This window comes from Streptococcus sinensis (genome assembly GCF_000767835.1).
GTDB lineage: Bacteria > Bacillota > Bacilli > Lactobacillales > Streptococcaceae > Streptococcus > Streptococcus sinensis.
The window spans coordinates 25,116-50,407 of the sequence record NZ_JPEN01000103.1 but is presented as its reverse complement, the minus strand read 5'-3'; the positions used below and the strand labels follow the sequence as shown (position 1 = coordinate 50,407).

General features: G+C 42.8%; 29 protein-coding genes and 1 tRNA gene. 2 read left to right on the top strand and 28 right to left on the bottom strand.

Annotation, left to right across the window (positions count from 1 at the left end):
- Positions 1-205: 205 nt before the first annotated feature.
- The 7 genes from SSIN_RS08820 to SSIN_RS08790 all read right to left on the bottom strand — a co-directional run bounded on the left by SSIN_RS08820 (position 206) and on the right by SSIN_RS08790 (position 4,093).
- Positions 206-277, bottom strand: a tRNA-Arg gene (locus tag SSIN_RS08820).
- 40 nt (positions 278-317) lie between these two features.
- Entirely contained in the window at positions 318-665 is a 348-nt protein-coding gene (rplS, locus tag SSIN_RS08815; RefSeq protein ID WP_037618036.1) for a 50S ribosomal protein L19, read from the bottom strand.
- A 118-nt stretch (positions 666-783) separates the two neighbouring features.
- Positions 784-1,110 (bottom strand): fluoride efflux transporter CrcB, encoded by a 327-nt coding sequence (gene crcB, locus SSIN_RS08810; RefSeq protein WP_037618034.1) that lies wholly within the window; start codon positions 1,108-1,110, stop codon positions 784-786.
- A complete protein-coding gene (gene crcB / locus SSIN_RS08805; RefSeq protein WP_037618032.1) occupies positions 1,107-1,481 on the bottom strand; it encodes a fluoride efflux transporter CrcB in 375 nt (124 codons plus the stop codon). Before crcB (SSIN_RS08805) ends, crcB (SSIN_RS08810) begins: the two co-directional genes overlap by 4 nt.
- Entirely contained in the window at positions 1,478-1,744 is a 267-nt protein-coding gene (locus tag SSIN_RS08800) for a chorismate mutase (RefSeq protein WP_037618031.1), read from the bottom strand. The genes crcB (SSIN_RS08805) and SSIN_RS08800 overlap by 4 nt, the downstream gene beginning before the upstream one ends.
- 401 nt (positions 1,745-2,145) lie before the next feature.
- Complete coding sequence (sufB, locus tag SSIN_RS08795; RefSeq protein ID WP_037618028.1) at positions 2,146-3,528, bottom strand: Fe-S cluster assembly protein SufB; 1,383 nt, start codon at positions 3,526-3,528, stop codon at positions 2,146-2,148.
- Positions 3,529-3,652: 124 nt separating this feature from the next.
- Positions 3,653-4,093 (bottom strand): flavodoxin, encoded by a 441-nt coding sequence (locus SSIN_RS08790; protein ID WP_037618116.1) that lies wholly within the window; start codon positions 4,091-4,093, stop codon positions 3,653-3,655.
- Between the two features lie 105 nt (positions 4,094-4,198).
- Between SSIN_RS08790 and SSIN_RS08785 the strand changes: the two genes are divergently transcribed.
- Both SSIN_RS08785 and SSIN_RS08780 read left to right on the top strand, forming a co-directional pair.
- Complete coding sequence (locus SSIN_RS08785; RefSeq protein WP_037618026.1) at positions 4,199-5,134, top strand: DHH family phosphoesterase; 936 nt, start codon at positions 4,199-4,201, stop codon at positions 5,132-5,134.
- 105 nt (positions 5,135-5,239) lie between these two features.
- Positions 5,240-5,482: a type B 50S ribosomal protein L31 gene (locus tag SSIN_RS08780; protein WP_005590635.1), complete on the top strand. Its 243-nt coding sequence runs from the start codon at positions 5,240-5,242 to the stop codon at positions 5,480-5,482.
- 230 nt (positions 5,483-5,712) lie between these two features.
- On the opposite strand, the gene ldcB is transcribed toward SSIN_RS08780, so the two are convergent.
- The 21 genes from ldcB to udk all read right to left on the bottom strand — a co-directional run bounded on the left by ldcB (position 5,713) and on the right by udk (position 25,224).
- Positions 5,713-6,492, bottom strand: a complete 780-nt coding sequence (ldcB, locus tag SSIN_RS08775) for an LD-carboxypeptidase LdcB/DacB (RefSeq protein WP_037618024.1) — start codon at positions 6,490-6,492, stop codon at positions 5,713-5,715.
- A 3-nt stretch (positions 6,493-6,495) separates the two neighbouring features.
- Entirely contained in the window at positions 6,496-8,217 is a 1,722-nt protein-coding gene (locus SSIN_RS08770) for a TcaA second domain-containing protein (RefSeq protein ID WP_037618021.1), read from the bottom strand.
- Positions 8,218-8,242: 25 nt separating this feature from the next.
- Positions 8,243-9,280, bottom strand: a complete 1,038-nt coding sequence (locus SSIN_RS08765) for a DUF6574 domain-containing protein (RefSeq protein WP_052076780.1) — start codon at positions 9,278-9,280, stop codon at positions 8,243-8,245.
- A gap of 423 nt (positions 9,281-9,703) precedes the next feature.
- The gene (locus SSIN_RS08760; RefSeq protein ID WP_037618019.1) at positions 9,704-10,288 is read right to left on the bottom strand and encodes a GrpB family protein; all 585 of its coding nucleotides are present in this window, start codon (positions 10,286-10,288) and stop codon (positions 9,704-9,706) included.
- A gap of 75 nt (positions 10,289-10,363) precedes the next feature.
- A complete protein-coding gene (locus SSIN_RS08755; RefSeq protein ID WP_037618018.1) occupies positions 10,364-11,101 on the bottom strand; it encodes a DUF3307 domain-containing protein in 738 nt (245 codons plus the stop codon).
- Positions 11,098-11,763 carry a SatD family protein gene (locus SSIN_RS08750; protein WP_037618015.1) on the bottom strand — a complete coding sequence of 222 codons (666 nt, stop codon included), beginning with the start codon at positions 11,761-11,763 and terminating at the stop codon, positions 11,098-11,100. Before SSIN_RS08750 ends, SSIN_RS08755 begins: the two co-directional genes overlap by 4 nt.
- Positions 11,764-11,854: 91 nt before the next feature.
- Positions 11,855-12,172 (bottom strand): TfoX/Sxy family protein, encoded by a 318-nt coding sequence (locus SSIN_RS08745; protein ID WP_037618014.1) that lies wholly within the window; start codon positions 12,170-12,172, stop codon positions 11,855-11,857.
- Between the two features lie 150 nt (positions 12,173-12,322).
- Positions 12,323-13,843 (bottom strand): ABC transporter permease/substrate-binding protein, encoded by a 1,521-nt coding sequence (locus SSIN_RS08740; RefSeq protein WP_037618012.1) that lies wholly within the window; start codon positions 13,841-13,843, stop codon positions 12,323-12,325.
- Complete coding sequence (locus SSIN_RS08735; RefSeq protein ID WP_037618010.1) at positions 13,836-14,564, bottom strand: ABC transporter ATP-binding protein; 729 nt, start codon at positions 14,562-14,564, stop codon at positions 13,836-13,838. The genes SSIN_RS08740 and SSIN_RS08735 overlap by 8 nt, the downstream gene beginning before the upstream one ends.
- On the bottom strand, positions 14,557-15,411 hold the full coding sequence (locus SSIN_RS08730) for an SDR family oxidoreductase (protein WP_037618108.1): 855 nt from the start codon (positions 15,409-15,411) through the stop codon (positions 14,557-14,559). The genes SSIN_RS08735 and SSIN_RS08730 overlap by 8 nt, the downstream gene beginning before the upstream one ends.
- 17 nt (positions 15,412-15,428) lie before the next feature.
- Positions 15,429-15,878: a MarR family winged helix-turn-helix transcriptional regulator gene (locus tag SSIN_RS08725; RefSeq protein ID WP_037618008.1), complete on the bottom strand. Its 450-nt coding sequence runs from the start codon at positions 15,876-15,878 to the stop codon at positions 15,429-15,431.
- A 68-nt stretch (positions 15,879-15,946) separates the two neighbouring features.
- A complete protein-coding gene (locus SSIN_RS08720) occupies positions 15,947-16,699 on the bottom strand; it encodes a protein-ADP-ribose hydrolase (protein WP_037618007.1) in 753 nt (250 codons plus the stop codon).
- Positions 16,687-17,499, bottom strand: coding sequence for an SIR2 family NAD-dependent protein deacylase (locus SSIN_RS08715; protein ID WP_037618005.1), 813 nt, complete (start codon positions 17,497-17,499; stop codon positions 16,687-16,689). The genes SSIN_RS08720 and SSIN_RS08715 overlap by 13 nt, the downstream gene beginning before the upstream one ends.
- A 188-nt stretch (positions 17,500-17,687) precedes the next feature.
- Positions 17,688-18,467, bottom strand: a complete 780-nt coding sequence (locus tag SSIN_RS08710) for an L-threonylcarbamoyladenylate synthase (protein WP_037618002.1) — start codon at positions 18,465-18,467, stop codon at positions 17,688-17,690.
- A gap of 98 nt (positions 18,468-18,565) precedes the next feature.
- Positions 18,566-19,156, bottom strand: a complete 591-nt coding sequence (leuD, locus tag SSIN_RS08705; protein WP_002930202.1) for a 3-isopropylmalate dehydratase small subunit — start codon at positions 19,154-19,156, stop codon at positions 18,566-18,568.
- A gap of 9 nt (positions 19,157-19,165) precedes the next feature.
- Complete coding sequence (gene leuC / locus SSIN_RS08700) at positions 19,166-20,548, bottom strand: 3-isopropylmalate dehydratase large subunit (protein WP_037617999.1); 1,383 nt, start codon at positions 20,546-20,548, stop codon at positions 19,166-19,168.
- Between the two features lies 1 nt (position 20,549).
- Positions 20,550-20,816, bottom strand: coding sequence for a DUF1294 domain-containing protein (locus tag SSIN_RS08695; RefSeq protein WP_037617997.1), 267 nt, complete (start codon positions 20,814-20,816; stop codon positions 20,550-20,552).
- Complete coding sequence (leuB, locus tag SSIN_RS08690; RefSeq protein ID WP_037617995.1) at positions 20,813-21,850, bottom strand: 3-isopropylmalate dehydrogenase; 1,038 nt, start codon at positions 21,848-21,850, stop codon at positions 20,813-20,815. The genes SSIN_RS08695 and leuB overlap by 4 nt, the downstream gene beginning before the upstream one ends.
- A gap of 12 nt (positions 21,851-21,862) precedes the next feature.
- Entirely contained in the window at positions 21,863-23,428 is a 1,566-nt protein-coding gene (locus SSIN_RS08685) for a 2-isopropylmalate synthase (protein ID WP_037617993.1), read from the bottom strand.
- Between the two features lie 445 nt (positions 23,429-23,873).
- Positions 23,874-24,548 (bottom strand): YoaK family protein, encoded by a 675-nt coding sequence (locus SSIN_RS08680; protein ID WP_037618106.1) that lies wholly within the window; start codon positions 24,546-24,548, stop codon positions 23,874-23,876.
- Positions 24,549-24,588: 40 nt separating this feature from the next.
- The gene (udk, locus tag SSIN_RS08675) at positions 24,589-25,224 is read right to left on the bottom strand and encodes a uridine kinase (RefSeq protein WP_037617991.1); all 636 of its coding nucleotides are present in this window, start codon (positions 25,222-25,224) and stop codon (positions 24,589-24,591) included.
- Between the last annotated feature and the right edge of the window lie 68 nt (positions 25,225-25,292).

Sequence of the window (25,292 nt, the reverse complement as noted above, 5' to 3'; positions counted from 1 at the left end):
CAACTGTATACAGCTCGGTTTCATCATCTATCTAGTTTTCGATATGTCAACCTGTTTTGAGCTTTTAGAAGTCTACATCCATCAGTTAGAACAACAAAAAGAAAAAATCATAATCGAGTGAGAAAAATTTTTGAAACTTTTGGGGCAGATTTTGGGCGTAGACACTAAAAACCCTTGATTCACAAGGGTTTTTGTCATGATTCAATGTCCCCTGCCGGAATCGAACCAGCAACTACTCCTTAGGAGGGAGTTGTTATATCCATTGAACTAAGGGGACTAGAGAAAAACTCTGCCAAGTGACAGAGTCATTTCTAAAATTAGCGACGGATTTCTTTGATACGCGCTGCCTTACCTTGCAATGCACGAAGGTAGTACAATTTAGCACGACGAACTTTACCGTAACGAACGACTTCAATCTTATCAACACGTGGTGTGTGGATTGGGAAAGTACGTTCAACACCTACACCGTTAGAAATCTTACGAACTGTGTAGTTTTCTGAGATGCCAGCACCTTTACGAGAGATAACCACACCTTCAAAGATCTGGATACGTTCGCGAGTTCCTTCGACAACTTTCGCGTGAACGCGGACAGTGTCACCAGGACGGAATGCAGGGATATCAGTACGAAGTTGACCTTCAGTCAAGCTTTGGATTAATGGATTCATTTTTCTACTCCTATCTTACTAATCTTAAGGTTCTGGACCGCAGCGGATTAGCCGTTTTTTTGTGCTTCCATTAGGCACAAAGTATATTATATCAAAATTTTAAAAAATGTAAAGAATTTTAGATGAAAATTCCTAAAAGAATCGCTAAAAATCCTAAAAGGTAGGTCAGCATCAGATAGAGGGAAAATTTCTTCTTATCTGAAAATAGCTCTGTTAATTCAGCATTAAAGGTGGAAAGAGTTGTTAAACCGCCACAGAAACCTGTTGCCAAAATGGTATATAGTTGCTTATCTTGGATGTGATTATAAAAATACCCAATCAAAAAAGCTCCCAATACATTAGCCATCAAGGTGCCTACTGGCAAAGCAGCTCTGCTATTGACCTTAGAAAAAAAGTAACGGACAAGAGCTCCTAGACCGCAAGCAACGAGCAAAAACCAAATCATGCGGTCACCTTCCTTCCAGCCCATAAAGCAATGCAAAGGCTGCCGCCAATACTCAAGGATAAATACACGAATAATTCCGGATAACGGCCTAAATCCAGCAATTTGAGCGAATCTAATAGAAGACCTGAAAAAGTTGTCAAGCCGCCACAAAATCCTGTCGACAAAGCTAGGAGCAAACGTTTGGTAACCCGCTTGCTTGTTAAATAACCTTTAATCAAATAGATTAGTAGGAAGGTTCCTAAATAGTTGACTAAAAGCGTGGCCAGTGGAAAATGCCCTGTAAATGTAATCAATAAAGAAGCCTGATATCGAAGCCAACCGCCTAGCATGGCTGCCAAGAAAATAGCCAGAGAGTTTTTTATTTCTTTCATCTGATTTGCTGCTTCTGAAAGGTACGAGAATGTTTCAGAATATCTGAAAAGGTCGCAACGATAGCTGCTTGATAGTCCTTATTTTCCACTTTATCCGCAACCCTAGAAATAATCACTTCTTCGCGCTTATTATCCAAAACAGCCTTTCCAGTTGATTTTTTAAAATCCACTACTTGTCTAACTAAATTCATGCGCTTTTCCAGCAAGGCAACTAGGGCATCGTCCACTCGGTCAATTTCCTGTCTAATTTCTTCTAAATTCATCAGCTTCCTCCTTGTGTTCTATCTATCATATCAAAAATTAGGAAAATGTTCTAGCATTACTCCAAATAAACAGCAAGGTCAAATAATTGAAAATTCCTATTATCTCACTTGATTTTGCCTCCTATCTGAAATCTAAAACAGTCTCTCAGATTTGCTAAGAAGTAAAGCGACTAGCCTCGCTACTTATCCGCAGATTTCAAGATACCCCGGACCTTAATTAAAGAAAACTCACAAAACGAGTTTTTATCTACAACCTAAAACAGTCCCCCGGACCTTAGATTAAGGGGAACTCGCAAAGGCGAGTCCCTATCTACAGATTAAAAAGGTTCCCCGAACCTTATTAAAGGGAACTCGCCTAACCGAGTGCTTATCCGCAACCTAAAACAGTCCCCCGGACTGTTTTAGCCAACTGAGCCTTCCATACTCATGTTGATGAGTTGGTTGAGTTCAACGGCGTATTCCATTGGAAGTTCTTTGGTAATGGGTTCCATAAATCCGTTGATAATCATAGCCGTGGCTTCTTCTTCACTGATACCTCGACTCATCAGGTAATAAAGCTGATCTTCCGACACTTTGGAGACTTTGGCTTCGTGTTCTAAAGTAACATTGGAATTATGGATTTCATTAAAAGGAATGGTGTCAGAGCTGGACTCGCCGTCCATGAGAATGGTATCACACTCGATGTGGGACTTGGAGCCAGCACTATTCTTGCCAAATCGAACTTGACCACGATAGTCCGTCTTACCGCCATCCTTGGCCACCGATTTGGAAATCAAGGTACTGGATGTCTTAGGAGCATTGTGAAAGACCTTGCAGCCCGCATCCAAATGCTGACCGTAGTTTGCAAAAGACATGGAAAGGACAGAAGTCCTTGCATTTCGACCATTGAGAATACTGCAAGGATATTTCATATTGACCTTACTGCCTAAGTTACCATCAATCCACTCCAAGGTGCCGCCTTCTTCGACAATGCCCCGCTCCGTTACGAGATTATAGACATTGTCCGACCAGTTTTGAATGGTCGTATAACGGAAAAAAGCGTCCTTTTTGACAATGATTTCGACTGTCGCAGCATGCAGACTGTTGGTCGTATAAGTCGGTGCTGTGCAACCCTCGATATACTGGATAGATGATCCCTCCTCGATAATCATCAAGGAGCGCTCAAACTGGCCAGCATTTTCACTATTGATACGAAAATAGGTCTGAACAGGAATTTGGCACTGAACATTCTTGGGCACATAGATAAAGGTGCCGCCCGACCAAACAGCTCCATTTAAAGCAGCAAACTTATGTTCTGCATTTGAAACTACTGTCCCGAAATATTGCTTGACCAAGTCTGGATATTCCTGAACAGCTGTGTCCGTATCAGTGAAGATAATGCCTTGTTTGGCAAACTCCTCCTTCATATTGTGGTAAACCACTTCCGACTCATACTGGGCCACTGCACCAGATAGGAACTCCCTTTCAGCCTGAGGAATACCTAAACGTTCAAAGGTTTTCTTAATCTCATCTGGCACTTCATCCCAGCTGCGAGCCCGATCTCCGCTTAGCTTTTGATAATAGATAATGTCATCAAAGCGAATCCCTGACAAATCAGGGCCAAAGTCGGGCATAGGTAACTTATGAAAGAGTTCCAAGGAGTGCAGACGATAGTCCAGCATCCACTGAGGTTCATTCTTGATTTCTGAGATTTCTCGAACCACTTCTTCGGTCAGACCTTTACCAGTTGAAAAGAGCGGCTTAACATCATCATGAAAGCCAAAGGCATAGTCGCGTTCTTTCATAGAGGGTCCTCCTTTGTACTATGGATAGCGCTTACCTATATTATACTCCTAATCATGAGAATTGTCAGAAAATAAGAGTTGTGCAAAACAAAAACGGCCCTAGCCGTTTCATGTATTTATCATTTTAAACTTTATTAACCAACTCTTCCGCAAAAACTTCCAGACGCTCAATGTCTTCGTCCTCAGCTGATAGGTCCACTTTGACACTTTCCGCACCTTTTTCAGCACCTGTCCCAGCAAAAACTGCGTCAAAATCATCTACAGCTTTACAGAATTCATCATAGAAAGTATCTCCAGAACCAACTACTCCATAGACCTTACCAGACAAATCTAGTCCAGACAAGTCTTCATAGAAGTCCATCATCTCATCAGGCAGCTCGCCATCTCCATAAGTATAGGTCGCTACAATCGTAATATCTGCTTCCAAGAAATCTTCTGCATCGACAGTGGTACACTCATCCACTTCAACTTCTACATCCAGTTCTCTTAGCTTATCCGCCACAATATCGGCAATTTCTTCGGTGTTTCCAGTCATGCTGGCAAATACAATTTTCGCTAAGGTCATAGTTTCCTCCAAATTATAATCTTCATTCATTATAACACATCTTTTTTATTTTAAAAATAAAAACTCTTATGCTATAATAAATAGAGAAAGTCTACGAGGTTAGCTATGAATACCTACAACAAAATTTTGAAAAAAATCAAGGAATACGATAAAATCGTCATCCATCGTCATGTTAGACCCGATCCAGACGCTATTGGCAGTCAGGTCGGCCTGCAAAAACTCCTCCAGCTCAACTTCCCAGAAAAATCTATCAAAGTAGCTGGTTACGACGAGCCAACCCTTACCTGGCTGGCCAAGATGGACCAAGTGACAGATGCTGACTATGAACAGGCCCTTGTAATCGTTTGTGATACGGCTAACACGCCCCGTATTGATGATCAACGCTACAATAAGGGGGACTTCTTGATTAAAATTGACCATCACCCCAACGATGATGCTTACGGAGATCTTCGTCTGGTCGATACAGCTTCCAGCAGCGCCAGCGAGATTATCGCTCTTTTCGCCTTTGAAAACCGCTTAGAGGTAAATGACTACATAGCCAAGCTCCTCTATGCTGGAATTATCGGTGACACAGGACGATTCCTTTATCCAGCTACCAGTTCTCGTACATTTGAAGTAGCTGCAAAACTCCGTCAATATCCCTTTAATTTTTCAGAGCTCTCTCGTAAAATGGATTCCATCACTTATCGAGTTGCTAAACTACAAGGCTATGTTTATGATAATCTGGAAATCGATGAAAATGGTGCTGCGCGGATTATCCTATCACAGCAACTTCTACAAGACAATCACCTGACGGATGCAGATACCTCAGCTATCGTAGCTGCACCTGGACGCATCGAAGATGTCCGGATGTGGGCAATCTTTGTCGAGCAATCGGATGGACATTACCGTGTCCGCATGCGCAGTAAGTTCACCCCAATCAATGATATTGCTAAGCAACACCATGGCGGTGGCCACCCACTTGCCAGCGGCGCCAAGGCCTTTTCAAAAGACGAAGTAGAATTGATTTACCAAAAATTAAAGGAAACTGCAAAAAAGTAAGAAAATCATCCAAAAGGCTTGTCAAATGGAGCATAATTTGATAAACTATCAAAGTAACGAATCTATGGCTCGCAAAGAGACCATGGCAGAAAGGATTTTTTAAAAATGAGAAAAGACATTCACCCAGAATACCGCCCAGTTGTATTCATGGACACTACTACTGGCTACAAGTTCCTTAGCGGTTCAACTAAGCGTTCTAACGAAACTGTTGAATTCGAAGGCGAAACTTACCCATTGATCCGTGTCGAAATTTCTTCAGACTCACACCCATTCTACACTGGACGTCAAAAGTTCACTCAAGCAGATGGACGTGTGGATCGTTTCAACAAAAAATACGGTCTCAAATAAGAACCGTATTGTCATTACAAAGAATGTTGATACAAAGCCATTTCCGAGAAATCGGGATTGGCTTTTTTTTTGCGGTTTGATTTTTGCTAGCTAAGACTGATTTCCCTCACTGCCACCCGCTATGGTTGGACAAAGAGCCAAAAAGCTTAGAACCTTTACAAACGGTTCTAAGCCTCTTTTTCTTATAGATAATCAAGTGTGGAATCAGTTCGCTGAAGCACCCGACGTTTTTAATCTACGTAATTTCCACCTGTAAAGCCGTAATACTCTTCTAAGGATAGGCCAGACTCCGCTATTTCCTTGGCTTCTTTCCCAACATAGCGCAAATGCCAACTTTCTGGCATATACCCTGTAGAAGATTCCTTCCCAACTGGATAACGCACAACAAAGCCATATTTATGAGCATTATCCAAGAGCCACTGGCTTGCTCTAGCTTCTTGCACTAGATTTCCACTGCTATCAATCAAATCAAAGGCCAAGCCTGACTGGTGCTCACTGTAACCAGGTCTTGCTGAATATCGGTCTGCCGCTGCTTGACCATCTTGATTGACATAGCTTTGATAGAGACCGACTTGTGTCTCATAACTACGAAAACCACTGTACTGATCACTGATGGCGTAGCCCTGAGCCTGCATGGCAGCAATTAATTTCAATAATTCTGATTTTGCTGTGGCATCTTCCCCAGGATTATAGTTGGGAGACAAAGGATAATGTTTATTAACAATAACAATTTCATCATACTTCCCTTTTATACTATAGTAACTTCCATTGTAAGAAACACCTTTATCTATGGACTTAATCTGACCAGAATGAGTCTTTTCTGCCTCAGTCTCTCCTGATTTATCTGTGCTATTAGAGCTAATTTGAGATTCATTAGAAGACTCACTCACTTTAGTAGAGAGCTCTTTACTAGTTTCACCGCTGTCTTCAGTTTTTTTATGAGAAGAACAAGCTCCTAGAGTTAGTATCGTTAAACTAAGTAACATTAATTTTGCATATTTGCTCATCATCTTCTACTCCTCTGATACTTGTATATCATAAATAACAAAGCTATTTCCTACTGGCTTGAGGTAGTAAACCTTGTTCTTACGATTGACGCTGTTTGGTGTGTTATCGATATAATACACTGTAAAATCTTCATAGGTCGTGACAATATAGGAACCCTTTTCTTCTCTGACTTCTCGAATTTCAAGAGCTCCCGGCTTGTAGTAATCGATCTTCGCCTTCTGGACTCCACCACCGGTAGTCCAGTTAACCATTTCTTTATAGGCAGCACTAGAGGTATCATAATATTTAGAGAAATAGTTAGAGCGACTGGAAACTGAGTCGAATACTGCGCTCCGATAATCACTAAGAAAAATAGAAATCTGAGCTTTTTTCTCTTCCTGTTTCCGTTTTTCCTCTTCTTTAGCTTTTTGACTTGCTTCCACTTCCTTGATACGTTTTACAACATCGTTAGATACTGTAAGAACAACTTCAATTCTATCATCTTTTGCCACTACTTTTTCCTTATTTGTAGTAAAGCTGACATCATTCATAGAAAAATTAGCATAAACTTCTAATTCCTGATCAGGGATAACCTGAACTTCAGGAGATAGACTGTCGCCAGCTTCCTTGCCATTGACGATAATCTTATATCCTGTCGCTGTTGAAGTTTCCTTCGGCATAGTGATATTGAGCTGTTTCTTTTCAGATTTGAGGCTGAGATCCAGCTGATTGTCCTTAGCCTTGTCCAAATCTAGCTTTATCTTGGTTTCAACATTGCCAATCTCCGTTTTTCCTTTGAGAAGAAAGTCCTGCTCGGTAAAATGGAAATCACCTATTTCAATCTGCGTATCCTTTTTCAAGTTAATTGTTTCTTTATCGCCGGGTTTGATAGTCGCCCCATCAAGATTCGTCGTGATACGGACCTTGACCGGATAGGCAAACATTCGATACTCTTGAAAGATTCCGAACTTTTTGCTTGTTTTAGCAACACCGAGGATTTGATTGTCATTTTCATCAGTGAAACTAGACTCGCCATTGGATTTTTCAATATTGCTCAACTCAGTCTCAATATTAATATCTTTCCGGTTCAGATAGGAGATAAGGTTCTTGGCTTCCGCCCGAGTCCATCTATCACTATCTGTGGAGAGCAGACTAGCTACTTGGTCATAATTCTTATTCTTAATTGCCATGGCAAATTTATCCGTCACCGCTTTAACTCCAGTAACCGAACTAAGGTAGAAGAAGGATCCTATAAGGGAAATCAAGATTAGTAGGCCCAAGCCGGATAAGACCACTTTTTTCTTAAAAATCTGCTTTTTGTCCTTTTTAATATCCAGCTGGCTTGGATTATTTTTTTCAGTCAATTTTGAATGAATTGGAATTGACGAGAAACCTTGACTTTGAGCCATCTGAAACTCTTCTGGACTAGGCTGTCGCTTAAAAGCCTCTTGAAAGGCTGTCAGCCAGATTTCCTGAGGGGCAACTACCTGCTCAGAAGTCTGCTTGAGAGTAGACTCCTGAGCTGGCTCAAATGCTGCCTGTTCATCAACTTTCTCCTTGCCAGGAATGTCTTCTGGAGTTATTTCACTATTTGTTGGCTGTTCACTACTTTTCTGTGAGCGGCCAGCAATGGATTGAATGCTTTTCAAATCAAAGTCTACCGCTTTAGCAGCCATAAATTCCTCAGGGCTAGGTTTGCGACCAATAACCCCTTCAAAAAGTTCCACCCATTTTTCTTTTGTTGCCATTATATTCTCCCTTGTTTAGTCTCTTTTATAGTCCGCTAAGCATTACCATAGAAATTAAGCCACAGATAAAGACAATCACTCCATTTACCACAATAGCTAGCAGGTATTTGTAGAATGGATCTAAATTAGAATTGTTCTTAGAGAAAATGAGAGCAAAGGTGGCGCCGATACCTACTAAAAGAATAGCAGCAGCGTTCAGCAAGATACCCAAAGCCAGCGCTTCTAAAAGATTCATCAATACCGCTAGTGTGATGATTGGTAAAACAATTGCATAAAGACGTCCATACCAGTCAAAAGCCTTGTTAAAGGTAAAGCTATCATCTCTGTAAATCAAGCGCTTCACGACAAAACCGCCTAGGATAATGGAGAAAATAGAAAAAGCTGCTGATAAAACGGACAAGAAGAAATGCTTGAAATCAAACGACGCACTGCCAGCTAGATGAAAGGGTACAGCTGAGTATACATAGCTAGCTGTACGGAAAATAGAAAGATAGAGCGAGGTTCCGCTGAGAAAACTCAGCAATCCCAAGGCTATGTAGCCATTGCTGGATTTTGTTTCCACTTCAGAAGTCGGTGATTTCCAAGCTGAAAGCAACCAAGCCCAAAAAGCTTTCATTGTTTGTGAAAACTGATTTTGCTGCAACTGAGCATATTGGGCTTGCTGACCAAACGGCTCTTGATTTCCATTTTGAAATGCTTGCTGCTGTTGATAGGCTTGCTGATTATATTGTTGTTGACCAAACTGTTGCCCCTGACCATTAAACTGCTGTTGGACTGGGTTGGGCTGGTTATGGTACTGCTGTGGATGGCTTTGAGGCTGAGCAAACGGCTGCTGAACTTGCTGAGGGTTAACGTAAATCTGCTCAGCATACTGCGCTTCTTGCTTAGGCATTGCTTGGTTAAATGCTGGCGAGCTAAAAGGTTGCTCAGCAGCAGTTTGTGAGACTACTGGCTCTGATGCCGGAGCGGAAGCACTTACTTGAGGCTGCCCCTGTTCAGCTTCAACTGTCGGATTCGTCTGAGATACTGTAAATTCGGGAGTTTGAACTGATTCAGATGACACCTGAAATTCCCCTGCTGCTAGAGCTTGGGCAATTTCTTCTTCAGTCGCTGAACGGCCATTGATAGCTTCAAAATAATCTAATCAATCTTCTTTTTGCATAAAAAACCTCGCTATAATTTTTATATAACTATTATTATATAAAAAGACTGCTTAACTTTCAATGTTTTCTCGTCTTCTTCCAAGTTTATCCTTTGTCAAGTTGTCAATTTTTCTCAAATTTCTCTCTGCTCCTTTCTCTACACTGATGGATTGAAAAACTTACTGCTCAGGGGATTGTCAAGTATGCACAGATCTGCTGCCCCAGTAAGAAGCAACAATCCCAGATTTTATCATCGCTCAGCCAATCAAACCTAACGGTCTCTTAGTTCGCTGAATTGATTAACGAAAAAGTAAGTAAGCGTCAGCATAAACCAAGAAATTACACTAAAAATCATGGCTTCTTTCATATCTTCCCTCATAAAGCTTTTTGGCCTTTTGAGTGTACTGTCTAATGAAATCCGTTTTAGCTGCCGTATAAGCATCCCGATTGTGCTCATACTTTTTCCATAAGATTAATTTCAACTGCTCATAGTCTTTGGCGACAGCTGGATGGTCTTGCAGATAGTCTCGGAAATAAAGTTCATCATGGTCTCCATAGTAGCGCAGATGCAAGTGGAAAACGCGCTCAGCAAAGCCTTGAAGTGTATAGCCCTTGTTAAAAGACATGCGGCCTTCTGACTCTGACATAAGTAGGTAGCCTTGCTCCAGCAATTCTCTCTCAATGCTCTCCATATCTTCACTTCGAGGAATTTCTAAAAGAATATCAATGATCGACTTAGCCCATATCCCCTCAATAGATGTGGAACCGATATGATGCATTTTAAATAACTGATTTGGTGGCAAAAAGCTTTGTATTCTTCTGCTTTCCTCCACATACCAAGCTGACCAGTCCTTATTGTGCTCCTCTAAGAAAATTGGGAACAACTGCCATAATTCTTCTAACGACATATCTTCTAAGTTTTTGGCCATGTGCCTTCTCCTTTCTTTATAGAAAATAAGAATTAAAGTAAAGACTGAGCATCATATCCCAGTCTTCCTTTTTTATTACCAATAAAGCAAGCCATAAGTCAGTAAAACGCTGATCATGCTAAAGAGTGAGCCAATCAGATAGTATTCTGCAAAGGACTGGCTTTCTGAAATCTTATTATAGCGGGCAATAGACTTAGCCGTAAAAACTAACCCAATGGCAGTAAACTGCCCGAAAATAAGAGAAAGTCCCATAATCAAGCGCTCTAATATCCCAATCATGGCACCAGCCCCCGCAATAGTCTCTCCACTGTCTTCCCCTGCCTGATACTTGCTGAAGAAGAGTTTAAAGAGAATATTGACTGGCTTACCAGTGAGGGTAAAGAAAAAGAAAGCCTGCAACATGAGATAGTGTTCAGACAGCCAGCGAGGAGACGAAATTTGCTGCTGCCCTAAGAGAAAATAAAGAGCAAAAATGCTTATCAGATGCAAGACCTGATCCACTATAAAGGCAAACTTTTGCGCATGGCGAGGGACGATCAAAAAATTTAATCTGTATTTCAAAAAGTCGATAAGTACATGGCTGAGCCAGACCAAGGTGAAATATAGCAGATAATTAGGTAAGATGAGCCCCAAGAGCAACAAGGGCAAGAGAACAATTCCCAAATGGAGAATTAAGAAATTCATCCGCCGGCTTTTGAGGTCGGCCATTTTCTGACTTTGAAGCTGAAAATCAGCTAGTACATGAGCCAGCAAAATCAATACAAGAATCGGATTCTGCATGAAAAATTCTGAAAATCCCATAAAATTTGTCATTGTTCAGCCTCCTTTGCGGCCTGTAAAATCATTCTCATAGCTAAACGGCGATTTCTCAGATAGATCTTCAGGCCAGACGACTTGAGTCGCTTACTAAGCGCACTGGGACTAATCTGCAGCAGCTCTGCTATTTCCCCGTGAGAAAAATTTTCATCATAGACATATTCCATGAGCATCTGCTCCAAAACTTCTCTCTGACTGCTATTCCACTTACTCTGGATAAAGGACGCAGCCGCCAGCACTGTATTTACCGCCTGACTGAGCTCGTCATCGCCCAAGGATACCGCCAAACGACTGCTGCCATAATCATTTTTCTCATGGACTGCGTTAATAGCTGCGCGTGCCCTCCAGTAGGCCGGACCGTCGGCACCAATACTCTGCTCGCGATTGATCTCGGTCACAATCTCACCCAGACCAAGTCCAAAGCGAATCGGGTGGGGAAATCCTAATGCAATCTGATCAATGAGTCGCATGACTTCAGGATTAAGGCGCAACAAAGCCTGAAACTCATCTCCTGTCGTTACCGTGAAAGGTGACACCAGATAATCCTGATAATCCTGATTTAGCACCGCCATCATGTCCTGCAGGTCCTTCTGGGCTTGCTTACGATTTTTTAGCTGTTTGGATTCAATTAAATCTCCAATAAGAGCAATATAAAGCATACCAAACCTCCTTTAAGTCCATTATAAAGGAAAATTTTAAAAATGTCTATTCAAACGGCAATTTTTTAGAATATCTATTGTAAAGGAAAGACTATTTTTTCTTTTTAGCTGTTGGTAATGCAGGGTAGGCTGCTTCAATCAGATTACAGAGAAAGGCAGCATCTTCTACTTCTTTTATGTGAAGCATTGGTTTTGCGCCTGGATAAGGAGACTCATAAATCGGATTTTCAAAAAAATCCAGAGCTGGCTGGACCGGCTTGACCATCAGGCGATTGTCATAAATCCCGCCGAATAAGCGCCCCCGATAATAGAGCAAATACTCTCCCATCATCTTGCGAAAGCTAATTTCTTGCCCTAAGCCCTCCAGTTGCTTCAGAATAAAATCCAAATATTCTTGACTAGATGCCATCGAAACACCTCCATGCATTGATACTTGATTATACCAAAAATAGATGAAGATTTCCTGACTAAGAGATCAACTCATCTCCTCCAATCCGTAGTCTGGCTATCCTCAAGTAAGCAAAAAAGCTAGATCTTACAAGTCTAACTCTTTTACTTATTATTTTTTTAAAAGTCCTTCCTTGACCAGATAATCACGCGCGACAGCTTCCGCTTTTTTACCCTCAATGCCGACTTGATAATTCATCTGGCTCATCTGGCTTTCCGTAATTTTGCCAGCCAGCTTATTGAGAATATCTTCCAACTCAGGGTGTTTTTCTAGCAATTCAGCCTTCATGAGAGGGGCACCTTGATAAGGAGGGAAAAGGTGCTTATCGTCTTCTAAAACTTGTAAATCATAACGCGCAAGTTCTGCGTCAGTCGAATAGGCATCCGTGATTTGAATATCACCCGACTGGATAGCTTGGTAGCGAAGGGCTGGCTCCATGGTCGCTACATTAAGATTAAGACCATATAGAGATTGTAAACCCTTGTTTCCATCTTCACGGTCGTTAAATTCTAGGGTAAAGCCCGCTTTGAGTTTATCCTGAACCGCCTTGAGGTCGGAAATCGTTTTAAGATTGTATTCTTGAGCGATAGTCTTTGGCACTGCAATCGCATAGGTATTTTGATAAGCCATGTAATTGAGCAAGATTAGATTGTCTTGTTTTTTGATTCCATCACGTGCTGCTTCAAAAACCTCTTCTGCATCATTGCTGACCTTTGGAGTAGGCTGCAAAAGAGTTCCAGTAATCGTACCGGTAAATTCAGGATAGATATCAATATCACCTTTTTTCAGAGCTTGATAAAGGAAGTCGGTCTTCCCAAAATTAGGTTTTACTGTCACAGTCATATCCGTATTTTCCTCGATGAGGAGTTTATACATATTCATAAGAATTTCTGGCTCTGGACCCAATTTCCCAGCAATAACCAGATGATCCTTCTCCTGCTTGGGAATTAGACTCGGTGTGTAAGAAGCACCGAGGCCGAGGATTAAGACCGCAAAAGCTGTAAATACTGTGCGAAGCTTAGCCTTTTCCATCCATTTAAGGAGACTGTTGAAAAGAATAGCCAAAACTGCGGAGGAAATTGCTCCAATCAAGATTAGACTGGCATTGCGACGGTCAATTCCTAGAAGGATAAAAGAACCTAATCCACCAGCTCCTACAAGAGCTGCTAGAGTTGCTGTTCCGATAATCATTACCGTTGCCGTCCGAACTCCTGATACGATGACGGGCATAGCTAGAGGCAGTTCAAACTTCTTGAGTCGCTCCCACTTGGTCATCCCAAAGGCAATTCCAGCTTCTTCTAAACTAGGATCAATCCCATTCAAGGCTGTGACAGTATTTTCTAAAATCGGGAAAATAGCGTAAATCACCAGAGCAGTCAGTGCCGGCAGTGTACCAATCCCCATAAGAGGGATAAAGAGTCCCAACAAAGCCATTGAAGGAATGGTTTGAAAGATTCCCGCAATTTGCAGCACCCAATTGGCTGCCTTTTTGTGACTATGAAGATAGATAGCGAGCGGAATGGTCAGGAAGATGGCCACTAGTAAGGTCAGAAGAGATAGCTGGAGATGTTGCCCTAAGGCTGCCAACCATTCACCAAAGCGCTCCTGAAAGGTAGAAAACAAATTAGCCATGTTGAACACCTCCAAATAAATCTGCTACGAAGCTGGTCGCAGGTGCAGATAGGATTTCCTCAGGTGTCGCCACTTGACGAATCTTCCCATCCTGCAGAACAGCAATCCGATTCCCCAACTTTAAAGCCTCGTCCGTATCATGGGTCACAAAGATTGTCGTCATCCCAAATTGGTCATGAATACTCTTGGTCAAGCTCTGCAATTGCTTACGCGAGATAGCATCAAGAGCTGAAAAAGGCTCGTCCATCAGTAGGATTTTGGGTTGGGCGATAATGGCACGGACAATGCCCACCCGTTGCTGCTCACCACCAGACAGCTCACCCGGCATGCGCTGAGCATAGTCTTCTGCAGGTAAGCCTACTAGCTCCAGCAATTCATAGGTCTTCTGCTGAATATCTGCTTTGCTCCATCCCTTCATTTCAGGAATGAGAGCGATATTTTCTGCCACTGTTAGATTGGGAAAGAGGGCAATAGCTTGTAAGACATAGCCAGTAGAAAGGCGCAACTCACGCTCATCATAGTCCTTAATGCGCTTGCCATCCATGTAAATATCGCCATCCGTAGGTTCCAAAAGGCGGTTGATCATCTTGAGCATGGTTGTCTTACCGGAACCAGAAGGACCCACTAAAACCATAAATTCACCATCCTCAATCTGTAAGTTGACATCTCTCAAGACATCTTTTTCTGTATAGCGTAGCGCTACATTTTTATATTCAATCATGTTCTTCCTCAATAAGTTTTCTGTCTCTAAGAATATCCAATAGGCTACTTGCTGGATACCCTAGGACTTTTTCGATATCTGTTGAAACCCCAGCTTGTTCCCCAACTTTTATAGCTGTATAGGTACTGACCCAGGCATCGTACTCCCAAGTTTGTGCTGGCCATTTTTTCCGTGACTCATAGGCTTCTTCTACTGATTCATCTACATACGTGATTATTTGTTTGGTTGCTCTTGAAAGGAGTGTCGCGATCTCTTCCATGGAAAGATCCTCTGGTCCTGTTAGATTCAAGGTTTGATTTTCCCATTTCTTAGCATGTAAGAGAATCTCCGCTGCAACCCTAGATGTGTCCTTACGGGCAACAGCTGACACAAGGCCACTGCCGACCGGACCACGAATTTCTCCATTTTCAAGCGCAATATCAATAAATAAGTCCAAGTAAAAATTATCTCTGAGAAAAGTGTAGGTGAATCCTAACTCCTTGATATAAGCCTCTGTCTGGGCATGATCCCGAGATAAGGTAAAAGTTGCCTTCTCATCTGCCCCATAAAAGGAGGTATAGACGATATGCTGCACCCCCGCTAGCTTTGCAGCATCCAAAAAACTCTTGTGTTCCTTTACACGCTCTGGATTTTCCCGAGCAGAGACCATCAACAGGACATCGATACCCTTTAAGGCCTCAACCACCTCTGGAGTATTGGCATACACCATCTTACGGATTTCCGCAGACGCATAGACTTTTGCACGCTCAGGGCTTCGTGCTAGATGGACGGAAGCGATTCCTTTCTTGTCGACAAGATCAGCCACATAGGAGCCTAATTTCCCTGTTACACCCGTAATACCAATCATAAGCATTTTCCCTTCTACTATATTTCATTTTCTTTAGCTTTTAGATTTGAGATAATTCGCTCTTGATAAGCCTCAAATTCTCGGATTTCTTGATCAGAAAAGCCTTGGTAGAAAATATCGCCCAACTCTTTACTAACACGATCTCCAATTTCCTTTTGTACCCAACCCAATTCGGTCAAACTAACAAATTTTCTTCTCTTATCTTGAGTACAAGGTTTTACAGTAACCAAGCCTTGGTCTTCTAACTTCTTAATCATGCTGGTCAGGGTATTGTTAGCTAGTCCTGAAGCAAGGGCGATATCCGTAGCAGTTGCTCTACCATCTTCTTTTTGCCAAAGCACTGTTAAAATTTTCCCTTGTTCACTTCTGTATTGAGCTTCTGGTTCCTTCCTCAATAGTTTTTGAAAGATACGCCCATTCAATAAACGAATCTGTAGAGCTTGATAGCCCCCTATCATCTTATCCATTTCGTCTCCTTTTTCTTCTATATCGAACTTTATAAAGTTATTGTAATCATTTTTATTACATCTGTCAACTATTTCGATTTAGAAATAATCTCTTTATAGATGTTTAAATCTTCATCTTTAAATACATTAAAGACAATCTTGATTTGAGGATGTTTTATCATAAAATCTTGAACTGTCTTCACTGCTAACTCTGCAGCCCGTTGATTTGGAAAATGAAATTCACCAGTACTAATGCAGCAGAAAGCTAAACTTTCAATCCCATTTTCAACAGCTAACTTTAAACATGACTGATAAGAAGAAACCAATAAATCCTCGTCATTTTTTCTCAGTTCCTTTTGAACAATAGGACCAACTGTATGGATAACATATTTAGCAGGTAAATTATAAGCCTTTGTCAACTTAGCTTGCCCAGTAGGCTCTAAATGCCCCTGTTCCTCCATCAATTGATAACATTCTAAGCGCAACTGCAGACCCGCTTGGGAATGGATTGCATTATCAATACAGCGATGATGAGGAATGAAACAGCCTAAAAGCTGATGATTAGCCGCATTAACAATAGCATCAACCTTCAAGGTCGTAATATCTCCCTGCCAGAGATAGAGGTTAGGCGCTACCTCTTCCAGTTCTAAAAGCAAGGTCTGCCCCTTCTTTTCCGCCTGCTCTTTCAGATAAGCATCCTGTAAGTCCCAAAAATCTGCAGGGAGTTCTTGTGGCTTCCAAACTGTCCTTAGAGCCTTAAATAGATAATCACATTCCTCTTTGCTTTCTGGGGTAGGGATATCTGGTGCCAAATAGTGAATCAATTTCTTTACTCTTTCCATGCTGCCAGTACCTCCTTGATGTCTTGATTAATCGTGATGATGCCTTTTTTGGGTTTGTCTTCTATATTCAAACGAATCAAATTAACATTTGGAAAGTAAATTGTCATTCTTTCAAAAGGATATTTGATAATTGTAGGCGTATTATAGCCAACTCCAAGTTCAAGTAAGACTAATTTCTTATCTTCATAGCGCTCTACGAATTTTTGTAGAGCCTCTTGTTCTTGGTGCCAGAGCGTCGTTTCTACAAAGGTTGAATCAATCCGCAAATGCATATTCATGGGTGCCTGACAACGCGGACAATACGGAATCAACTCACTTGGAATCTTTAAATTTTGACTTGCCTTCACCATTTTCTTGATGGCTTCCTCGTTTGAGTATACTTCTTGATGACAAGGAACTGAGCATTGAAACTCACCATAGTTCCCCTGAATTTCAAACAATCGTTCTCGATCAAATCCAGCCTTTTCAAACTGACCGTCCACATTCGTCGTCATGACAAAATATTCCTTATCTTTTACAAGATTATATAAATCCTGATATAGAGGCAAACTTTCGCCATAACGGTTTAATAATACATGTCGTGACCAATATGCCCACTTTTCTTCCAAAGTTTGAAAAGGATAAAATCCAGCAGAATACATATCAGTCATTCCATATTTTTCTATATAGTCTGAAAAATGTTGCTGAAATCTCTGACCAGCATAATCTAAACCTGCAGCGGTTGATAATCCAGCAGCAGCCCCTATCAAAACCGCATCTGCCTCATCCAGTAATTTCTTTGCTTCTTTAACTTGATTCATTCCTTACTCCAATTTATTTCTATATCGAATCGTTTTCATAAATTGTAACACCGGATATTACATCTGTCAAGGGTTTTGTTCTATTTAGAAATAATTTTAAAATGGGTAAAGATTTTGAACTTAAAGTTCCAAACTAAAAAGCCCAGTGTAAAGAGGAAATCCCCTCTCACACTGAGCTTCTTTTTATCTTAGTAATATTCACCCTGACGATAATCCCATGAGTTGAAAGTATCGGACAGGTGCATCATGATTTTGTCTATGTCCAAGCCTTTGCGGATGACTACTGGTGCTGGTGAGATGGAACGTTGGCCACCTTGTTCTGGAATCAGTTTTCCATCCTTGTCAACCATTGAGACCATAACGCCTTGCTCATAGCGAGTTTCGATTGTCTTATCTGGCTGGATAGAGGCTACATAGTCATCTGCTTCAATGACTAAGTCAACAGCATTTTCGATACGCTCGCCAATTCCTTCGACCTTGCCTCGGTTTCCTTTACCGGATGGGTTGGCTGAGGATGCATAGACCATCTTGCCTTCTTCCCAAAGCTTAGCTGCCAGCTGCTCGCCCGCCTTACCAAACTTAATAACAAAACAGCTAGTGCCACGAACATCTGTCATCAGCTCTTCCCGACCGTCGCCATAAGCTTTGAGCTTTTCAAAAGCTTCTGGCTTCCATGGAAGGATACAGCCCAAGAGGATGTCTTCATCCCAATGCTTTTGATAAAAAGCTTCAATTTCCGGATTCAGCTGAGCCAAAGCACGGAGCTCATCCATACTGCCACATAGAACAACACCTGGCTTATTACGGTTACGAGCCTTAGCTTCGAACTTACGCTCCAAGCCAGCTTTATCGCTGGTCATGATGATGTAACCCACCTTGGTCGGGCAAACGATACAGCCGCCATCACCTTTCAAGATGTCATAACCTTCTTGTGAAAGCTGTCCGTTCCATTGAATGTGTTTTGTCATAAGTTTCTTCCTTTTCTATTAAATTAAGATTTATTTTACCATATATTTTTATCGGATACAAGCTTTTTCAGAATTTTCTCAATATAGCAAAAATAAGGTTACTGCCAATAAGATGGACGATTTTTTTCATATTTTGTAATCAAATCCTCATATTGCAGGGTAATGCCGATGTCATCCAGACCGTTGAGAAGCTTGTGCTTCCATTCTCCATCAATGTCAAAGGAGAATTCTCCCACTGGTGAAAAAATCTTCTGCTGTTCTAAATCCACCGTCACTTCATCCGTCGGCTTCAGATTAGCCAAGGCTTGCCGCACTTCCAGCGGCTGGACAATAGGCAGCATACCGTTATTAAGCTCGTTGTTATAGTGAATATCCCCGAAAGATCCGGCAATAACTACCTTGAAGCCATAGTCAGCCAAGGCCCAGGCAGCGTGCTCCCGAGAGGAACCCGCACCGAAATTGTCCCCTGTAATCAGAATAGTCGCCTTACGGTACTCTGGTCTGTTAAAGACGAAATCAGGATCTTCGGTGTACTGATTGTCCAGATAGCGCCAAGCGTACATGAGGTACTTGCCAAAGCCTTTTTTATCAATTAACTTGAGAAACTGCTTGGGCAAAATTTGGTCCGTATCGATATTATCGTTCATGAGGGGGACTGTTGTCCCCGTGTAGATTGTAAATTTTTCCATAAAACTTCCTTACTGGACCTCCGGTAGCTGGCGGACGTCTACGAAGTGTCCGGCAATAGCTGCCGCTGCTGCCATGGCTGGACTGCAAAGATGGGTCTTAGCGCCAAATCCCTGACGATCCTCAAAGTTCCGATTACTAGTAGAGGCACAGTGGACTCCGTCTGGCACCTTATCTGGATTCATTCCCAGACACATGGAGCAGCCCGGATCGCGCCACTCAAAGCCCGCTTCCATAAAAATCTTATCCAGCCCCATCTTTTCAGCAGCCCGCTTGACCGGACGAGAGCCTGGTACGACGATAGCTGTCAGATTGGGAGCGATATGCTTGCCAGCGACAAACTTAGCTGCCAACTGCAAATCGCTGAGTCTGGCATTGGTACAGGATCCGATAAAGATATAACCTAGGTCAATATCTTCTGCTTTCTTACCTGGGGAGAGATCCATGTAATTGTAGGCCCGCTCGTCGTTCATATCACAGATTTCTGGAAAAGCCGCGCCGAACTCTACTCCCATAGAAGGATTGGTTCCCCAAGTCACCATAGGTGCCAGCTCGGAAACATCCATCTCAATGATCTTATCATAGACAGCATCAGGATCACTGACTAGAGTCTTCCAATCAGCTACCGCCGCCTCAAAGTCCTTGGGAGCGCCCGGCCGCCCTTGAACGTAATCATAAGTCTTCTGGTCGGGATTCATAATGCCCATCTTGGAGCCAAACTCAATGGACATATTGCAGATAGTCATGCGCTCTTCCATGGTCAGATGGTCAATCGCATCACCAACATACTCGACCACATGACCGACACCAGCGGCCACACCATAGCGGGCAATCAGAGCGAGGATAAAGTCCTTGGAATAGACACCTTTAGGTGGCACTCCGGTAAATTTGACCAACATTTTCTTAGGCTTGACCTGCCAAATGGTCTGCGTGGCAAAAACGTGCTCCACCTCCGAAGTACCGATTCCAAAAGCAATAGCTCCAAAAGCTCCGTGAGTGGCCGTGTGACTGTCACCGCAGACGATAAATTTGCCCGGCTGAGTCTTGCCAGTTTCGGGTCCAACCATATGGACAATCCCCTGCAACTCCGATCCGTGAGCTGCGTGCTCAATGCCAAACTCCTTGACATTGTCAGAAAGCTTATCAATCTGAGCCTTAGAAATCGCATCTCGGATGTCATAGATATTGACAGTGGGGACATTGTGATCAAAAGTTCCAAAGGTTAAATCCGGCCGTCTGACCTTGCGCCCTGCATCTCGAAGGCCTTGAAAAGCCTGAGGGCTGGTTACTTCATGAATATAATGCTGATCCACATACATAAGCTGGGGCTGGCCTTCTTGGCCTGTTATGACATGCCTGTCCCAAAGCTTATCAAAAATCGATTTTCCAGCCATACTAGCTTCTCCATATGTAATATAAAATTCCGATTTCCACTATCATTCCGCAAATCCAAGCCAACCAGAAATACCATTTTCTGGTCTTGTGATGAAAGAGGCGACCACCCAAGAAAGCGCCCAAACCTCCGGCTGCCAGAGCTGATAAGAGCAAGGTTTTCTCTGGAATGCGGTAGTGATTTTTCTTAGCCTTTCGCTTATCCCAGCCATAAAGCAGGAAAACGACAAGGTTCCATAGCAGGCAAATACCCGTTAATATCCATTTCATAAGTTATTAATAATTGCCTCCGTCATTTGAGTTGTTCCTGCCTGACCGCCCAGATCTCGGGTTAAGACACCCTGACCCAAAGTCTTCTCAACCGCTGCTTCAATCGCTTCTGCAGCTTCAAGCTCCGCAAAGCTATCCCCCAGCATCATAGCTACAGAAAGGATCATGCTGATAGGATTGGCAATACCCTGCCCCGCAATATCGGGAGCCGAACCATGGATGGGCTCATAAAGACTTGGCCCAGCAGCCGAATGACTGGCCGATGGCATAACTCCCAGCGTCCCTGACAAGACACTGGACTCGTCTGAGAGAATATCCCCGAAGAGATTTTCCGTTACTACGACATCAAACTTAGCAGGATTGGTAATCATGAGCATAGCTGCGCTGTCCACCAATTGGTGCTCTAAGGTCACATCTGGATAATCCTTGGCCACCTCATCCGCTACTCTGCGCCAGAGTTTGGATGTCGCTAGCACATTTTGCTTGTCAATACTGGTCACGCGCTTTCTGCGACCACGCGCAATATCAAAGGCCTTACGGACAATCCGCTCCACCTCTTCATAACTGTAGTCGTTGATATCACGCGCAGATTTATCCTTCAAAATATGCTCACCAAAGTAAATCCCACCTGTCAACTCGCGCACGACCACGAAGTCCACACCAGCAATTCTTTCAGCTTTCAAAGGCGACAAATGCTTAAGGGCATCGAAAATCTTAACCGGACGGATATTGGCATAGAGCTTAAGTTCCTTGCGCAGAGCTAGCAAACCTTGCTCAGGCCGAACCGGTGCATTATCATACTGGGGGCTGCCGATAGCTGCCAAGAGAATAGCATCCGCCTCCTTGGCTGCTGCCAACGTTGACTGAGGCAGAGGATGACCTTCCGCATCAATCCCAGCACCTCCAAAAGCCTTCTCCGTGATATGATAAGCAAAGCCGAACTTGTCCGCAACAGCAGCCAAAACTTGGAGACCGGCTTCCATGATTTCTGGGCCGATACCGTCACCCGCCAGAGCTACAATTTCTTTTGTCATAGTCGCTTCCTTCTAATTATTTGCAGGCAGATCGCGGTAGGATACCTGATGGCCGATTTCACCAGCATTTTCCTTTTGCACAAAGGTGTTGGCATGGATATAGGCAATGGCGCTGGCTTTAAGAACATCAAAGTCAATACCAGAGGAGTTGAAAATTGTATCAGTATCCGTATTTTCAACAGCTACCAAGACGCGAGCCTGAGAGTCAATACCGTCCGTCACCGCCTCTATGTTATAAGATAAAAGCTGAACAGATTGGTTAAAGAATTGGTCGATGGCATTAAAGATGGCTTCGACGCTTCCTTTACCTTCCGCCACACAGCTGACCGTCTCGCCGTCCCCATTAACCAACTGCACATCCGCTGTGATGGTATGGTCGTCGTTGGTCGTCAGCTGCAGATCATCAAAGTGGAAGCCTTCAGGATTTTCGACCGTCGTTCCGGCAATCAGAGCCCGAATATCAGCATCTGTGACTTCATTTTTCTTATCAGCCAAGACCTTAAACTTAGCAAAGAGATCATTGATTTCAGATTCCGCAAAGTCCAGAGCCAGTTCTTTGAGTTTTTCGACAAAGGCATGGCGGCCAGACAGCTTGCCAAGCGGTAGTGAATTGCTCTTGACCCCAACCAGCTCTGGTGTGATGATTTCATAGGTCAGTGGATTCTTAAGAACACCATCCTGATGGATACCGGACTCATGAGAGAAGGCATTGCCACCAACGACCGCCTTGTTTTTAGGCACTGGAATACCTGAGAAGCGGGACACCAGCTCAGAAGTGTTGATGGTTTCATTAAGGACGATATCCGACTCAACCTGATAATAGTCTTGACGAATTTCTAAAGCAACTGCTACTTCTTCCAGCGCAGCATTACCAGCACGCTCGCCAATACCGTTGATCGTGCCTTCCACCCGCCTAGCTCCGTATTTGACCGCAGACAGGCTGTTTGCTACTGCCATTCCCAAATCATCGTGACAGTGAGGACTGTAGATAATCTCACGATCCGTTTGGACATTGTCAATCAGATACTTGAAGATATTGCCAAACTCTTCCGGAGTGGTAAAACCAACCGTATCTGGAATATTGATGTAGCTAGCGCCCGCATCAACTGCTGTCTGGACAACTTGAAGGAGGAAGTCCAGCTCTGTTCGTGTCGCGTCCTCGGGTGAAAACTCAACAATCTCAAACTTAGAACGAGCATAGGAAACATGCTCCTTAATGGCTTCTAAAATCTCTTCCTTAGACTTTTTCAGCTTGAACTCTCTGTGAATGGGACTGGTCGCAATGAAAACATGGACTTGTGGATACTTGGCATCCTTGAGCGCCTCGTAGCAGGCATCAATATCAGATTTAACCGAACGCGCCAGACCAGTCACAGAAGCCCTAGTAATGACTTTGGCAATCTCCTGCACCGCCGCAAATGAATCTGGACTAGCAGCTGGAAAACCAGCCTCAATGGCGGAAATTCCCCATTTTTCTAGTTGCTTGGCAATGGCTACCTTTTCCTTAATAGAGAAATTCACTCCCGGTGTCTGCTCACCATCCCGAAGGCTGGTATCTAGAAATTCAATTTTGCGCATAAACATCCCTCTTTCTATAGCGTTTAAAATAGCTACTGGAAATAGTCAATGAAAATCAATGTCGCTAAGAAATGAAACTGTGAAGGGAACTTTAAGTTCGCCCTAGCGCAGTGCATCCTATCCAAAGATTTTCGAAGAGTATAAAACAAAAAACATCTCGCTTGAAACCAAGCGAGATGTTGATTTACTCCCGCTTGGTAAGCCAAACAGGACTAATGCTTTCGCACTAGCCCGAGTAACGCAACAACAAAGCAAAGTTTGAATATTGGGTTGACTTCATGTTTGACTGACTCCTTTTGAAATGTTATTGCTAGTATTTTAACACAGTAGAATCGAACTGTCAACAAATAACCTAGCATTTTCAGAATATTTTTTCAGTATAGAAAATTCTCAACTATTGAAGATAAAATAAACCAGCAGAGCAACACTCGTACTGGTGAAATGTTTAGCGACTCCTTCTCACATACTGAGTGAGCCTGAACATCATGAAAGCAAAAAGAATCACTGCAACAATCCAAATCGTTCGCAAAGCGTAAAATTGGATGAGGTAAGTAGAAATAATAGCTCCGGTGATGAAGCTTCCTAACAAAGCAACGAAAAAGATACCTTCTTTCAGATACGGCTTTTCGCTAGTTCGGACAAAATTTCCAAAAGCTACCATCGTTTTCTTGATATTTCCTGTCATAAAAGAATTATTATAGACAATGCCATCTACTTCGCCAAAGGCTGTCGCAACAACTCCCATGCAGAAAGCGATTGGAGGAACGATAAACATATTTGGCACTGTATTTGGCATACAACCTACCAAGGTACAGATAAGCACCAGAGGCGAGATACTGGTTACCCGCCATAAAGACTGCTCGAAAATGGGGCGGAAAACAGTTATCAGGAAAATACCCAGCATGAAAGCCAGCATGGTAGCCAGTTTCACTTCAATTTCTCCAGTTTTATGGTGAATCAGCTCAACGGACAAAAAGACGACATTCCCTGTTTGTCCAGCGACCAAGGTACCCCCACGCTCCATAAAAGTGTAGGCATCCACAAAGCCTGCGCAAAAGGTCAGCAGACAGGCAAAAAACTTCGATCGCGAATGAAATTCTCTTTTGACTAACTTTTTCATCATTGACCCAAAAAGTCCAGTGTAACACCAGACTTCCTTTCTATCCTTCTCTTGCTTCCTCCAAAATCTTTTCAATCTTGGTGGTAATCAAATCAATCGCAACTTTGTTAGAAGCGCCTTCTGGAATGATAACATCCGCATAGCGCTTGGTCGGCTCGATAAACTGATGGTACATGGGCTTAACGACACCAAGATACTGCTCAATGACACTATCCAGACTGCGGCCGCGCTCTTCCATATCCCGCTTAATCCGGCGGATAATCCGTACATCATCATCAGTATCGACGAAAATCTTGATGTCCATCAAATCGCGTAAACGTTGATCTTCCAAGACCAAAATTCCCTCCACAATGAAGACATCCTGCGGTTCTTGACGATAGGTTTTGCTGCTGCGAGTGTGCTCCGTATAATCATAGGTTGGAATGTCCACTGGACGACCAGCCAAAAGTTCCTTGATTTGCTCAATCATGAGGTCTGTATCAAAAGCAAAAGGATGGTCATAGTTGGTCTTAACCCGCTCCTCAAAAGTCAGGTGGGACTGATCTTTGTAGTAGGAATCGTGTTCAATCATGGCAATCTTTTCATTAGGAAAATTAGAAAGAATCGCTCGAGAAACACTGGTTTTCCCGCCACCTGAGCCACCTGTAACACCGATAATAATAGGTCTGTTTTGCATTGTTCTCTCCATTACTTGTTATCCTATCTATTTTACCGCAATTCATGATATAATGAAAGGGTGAATCA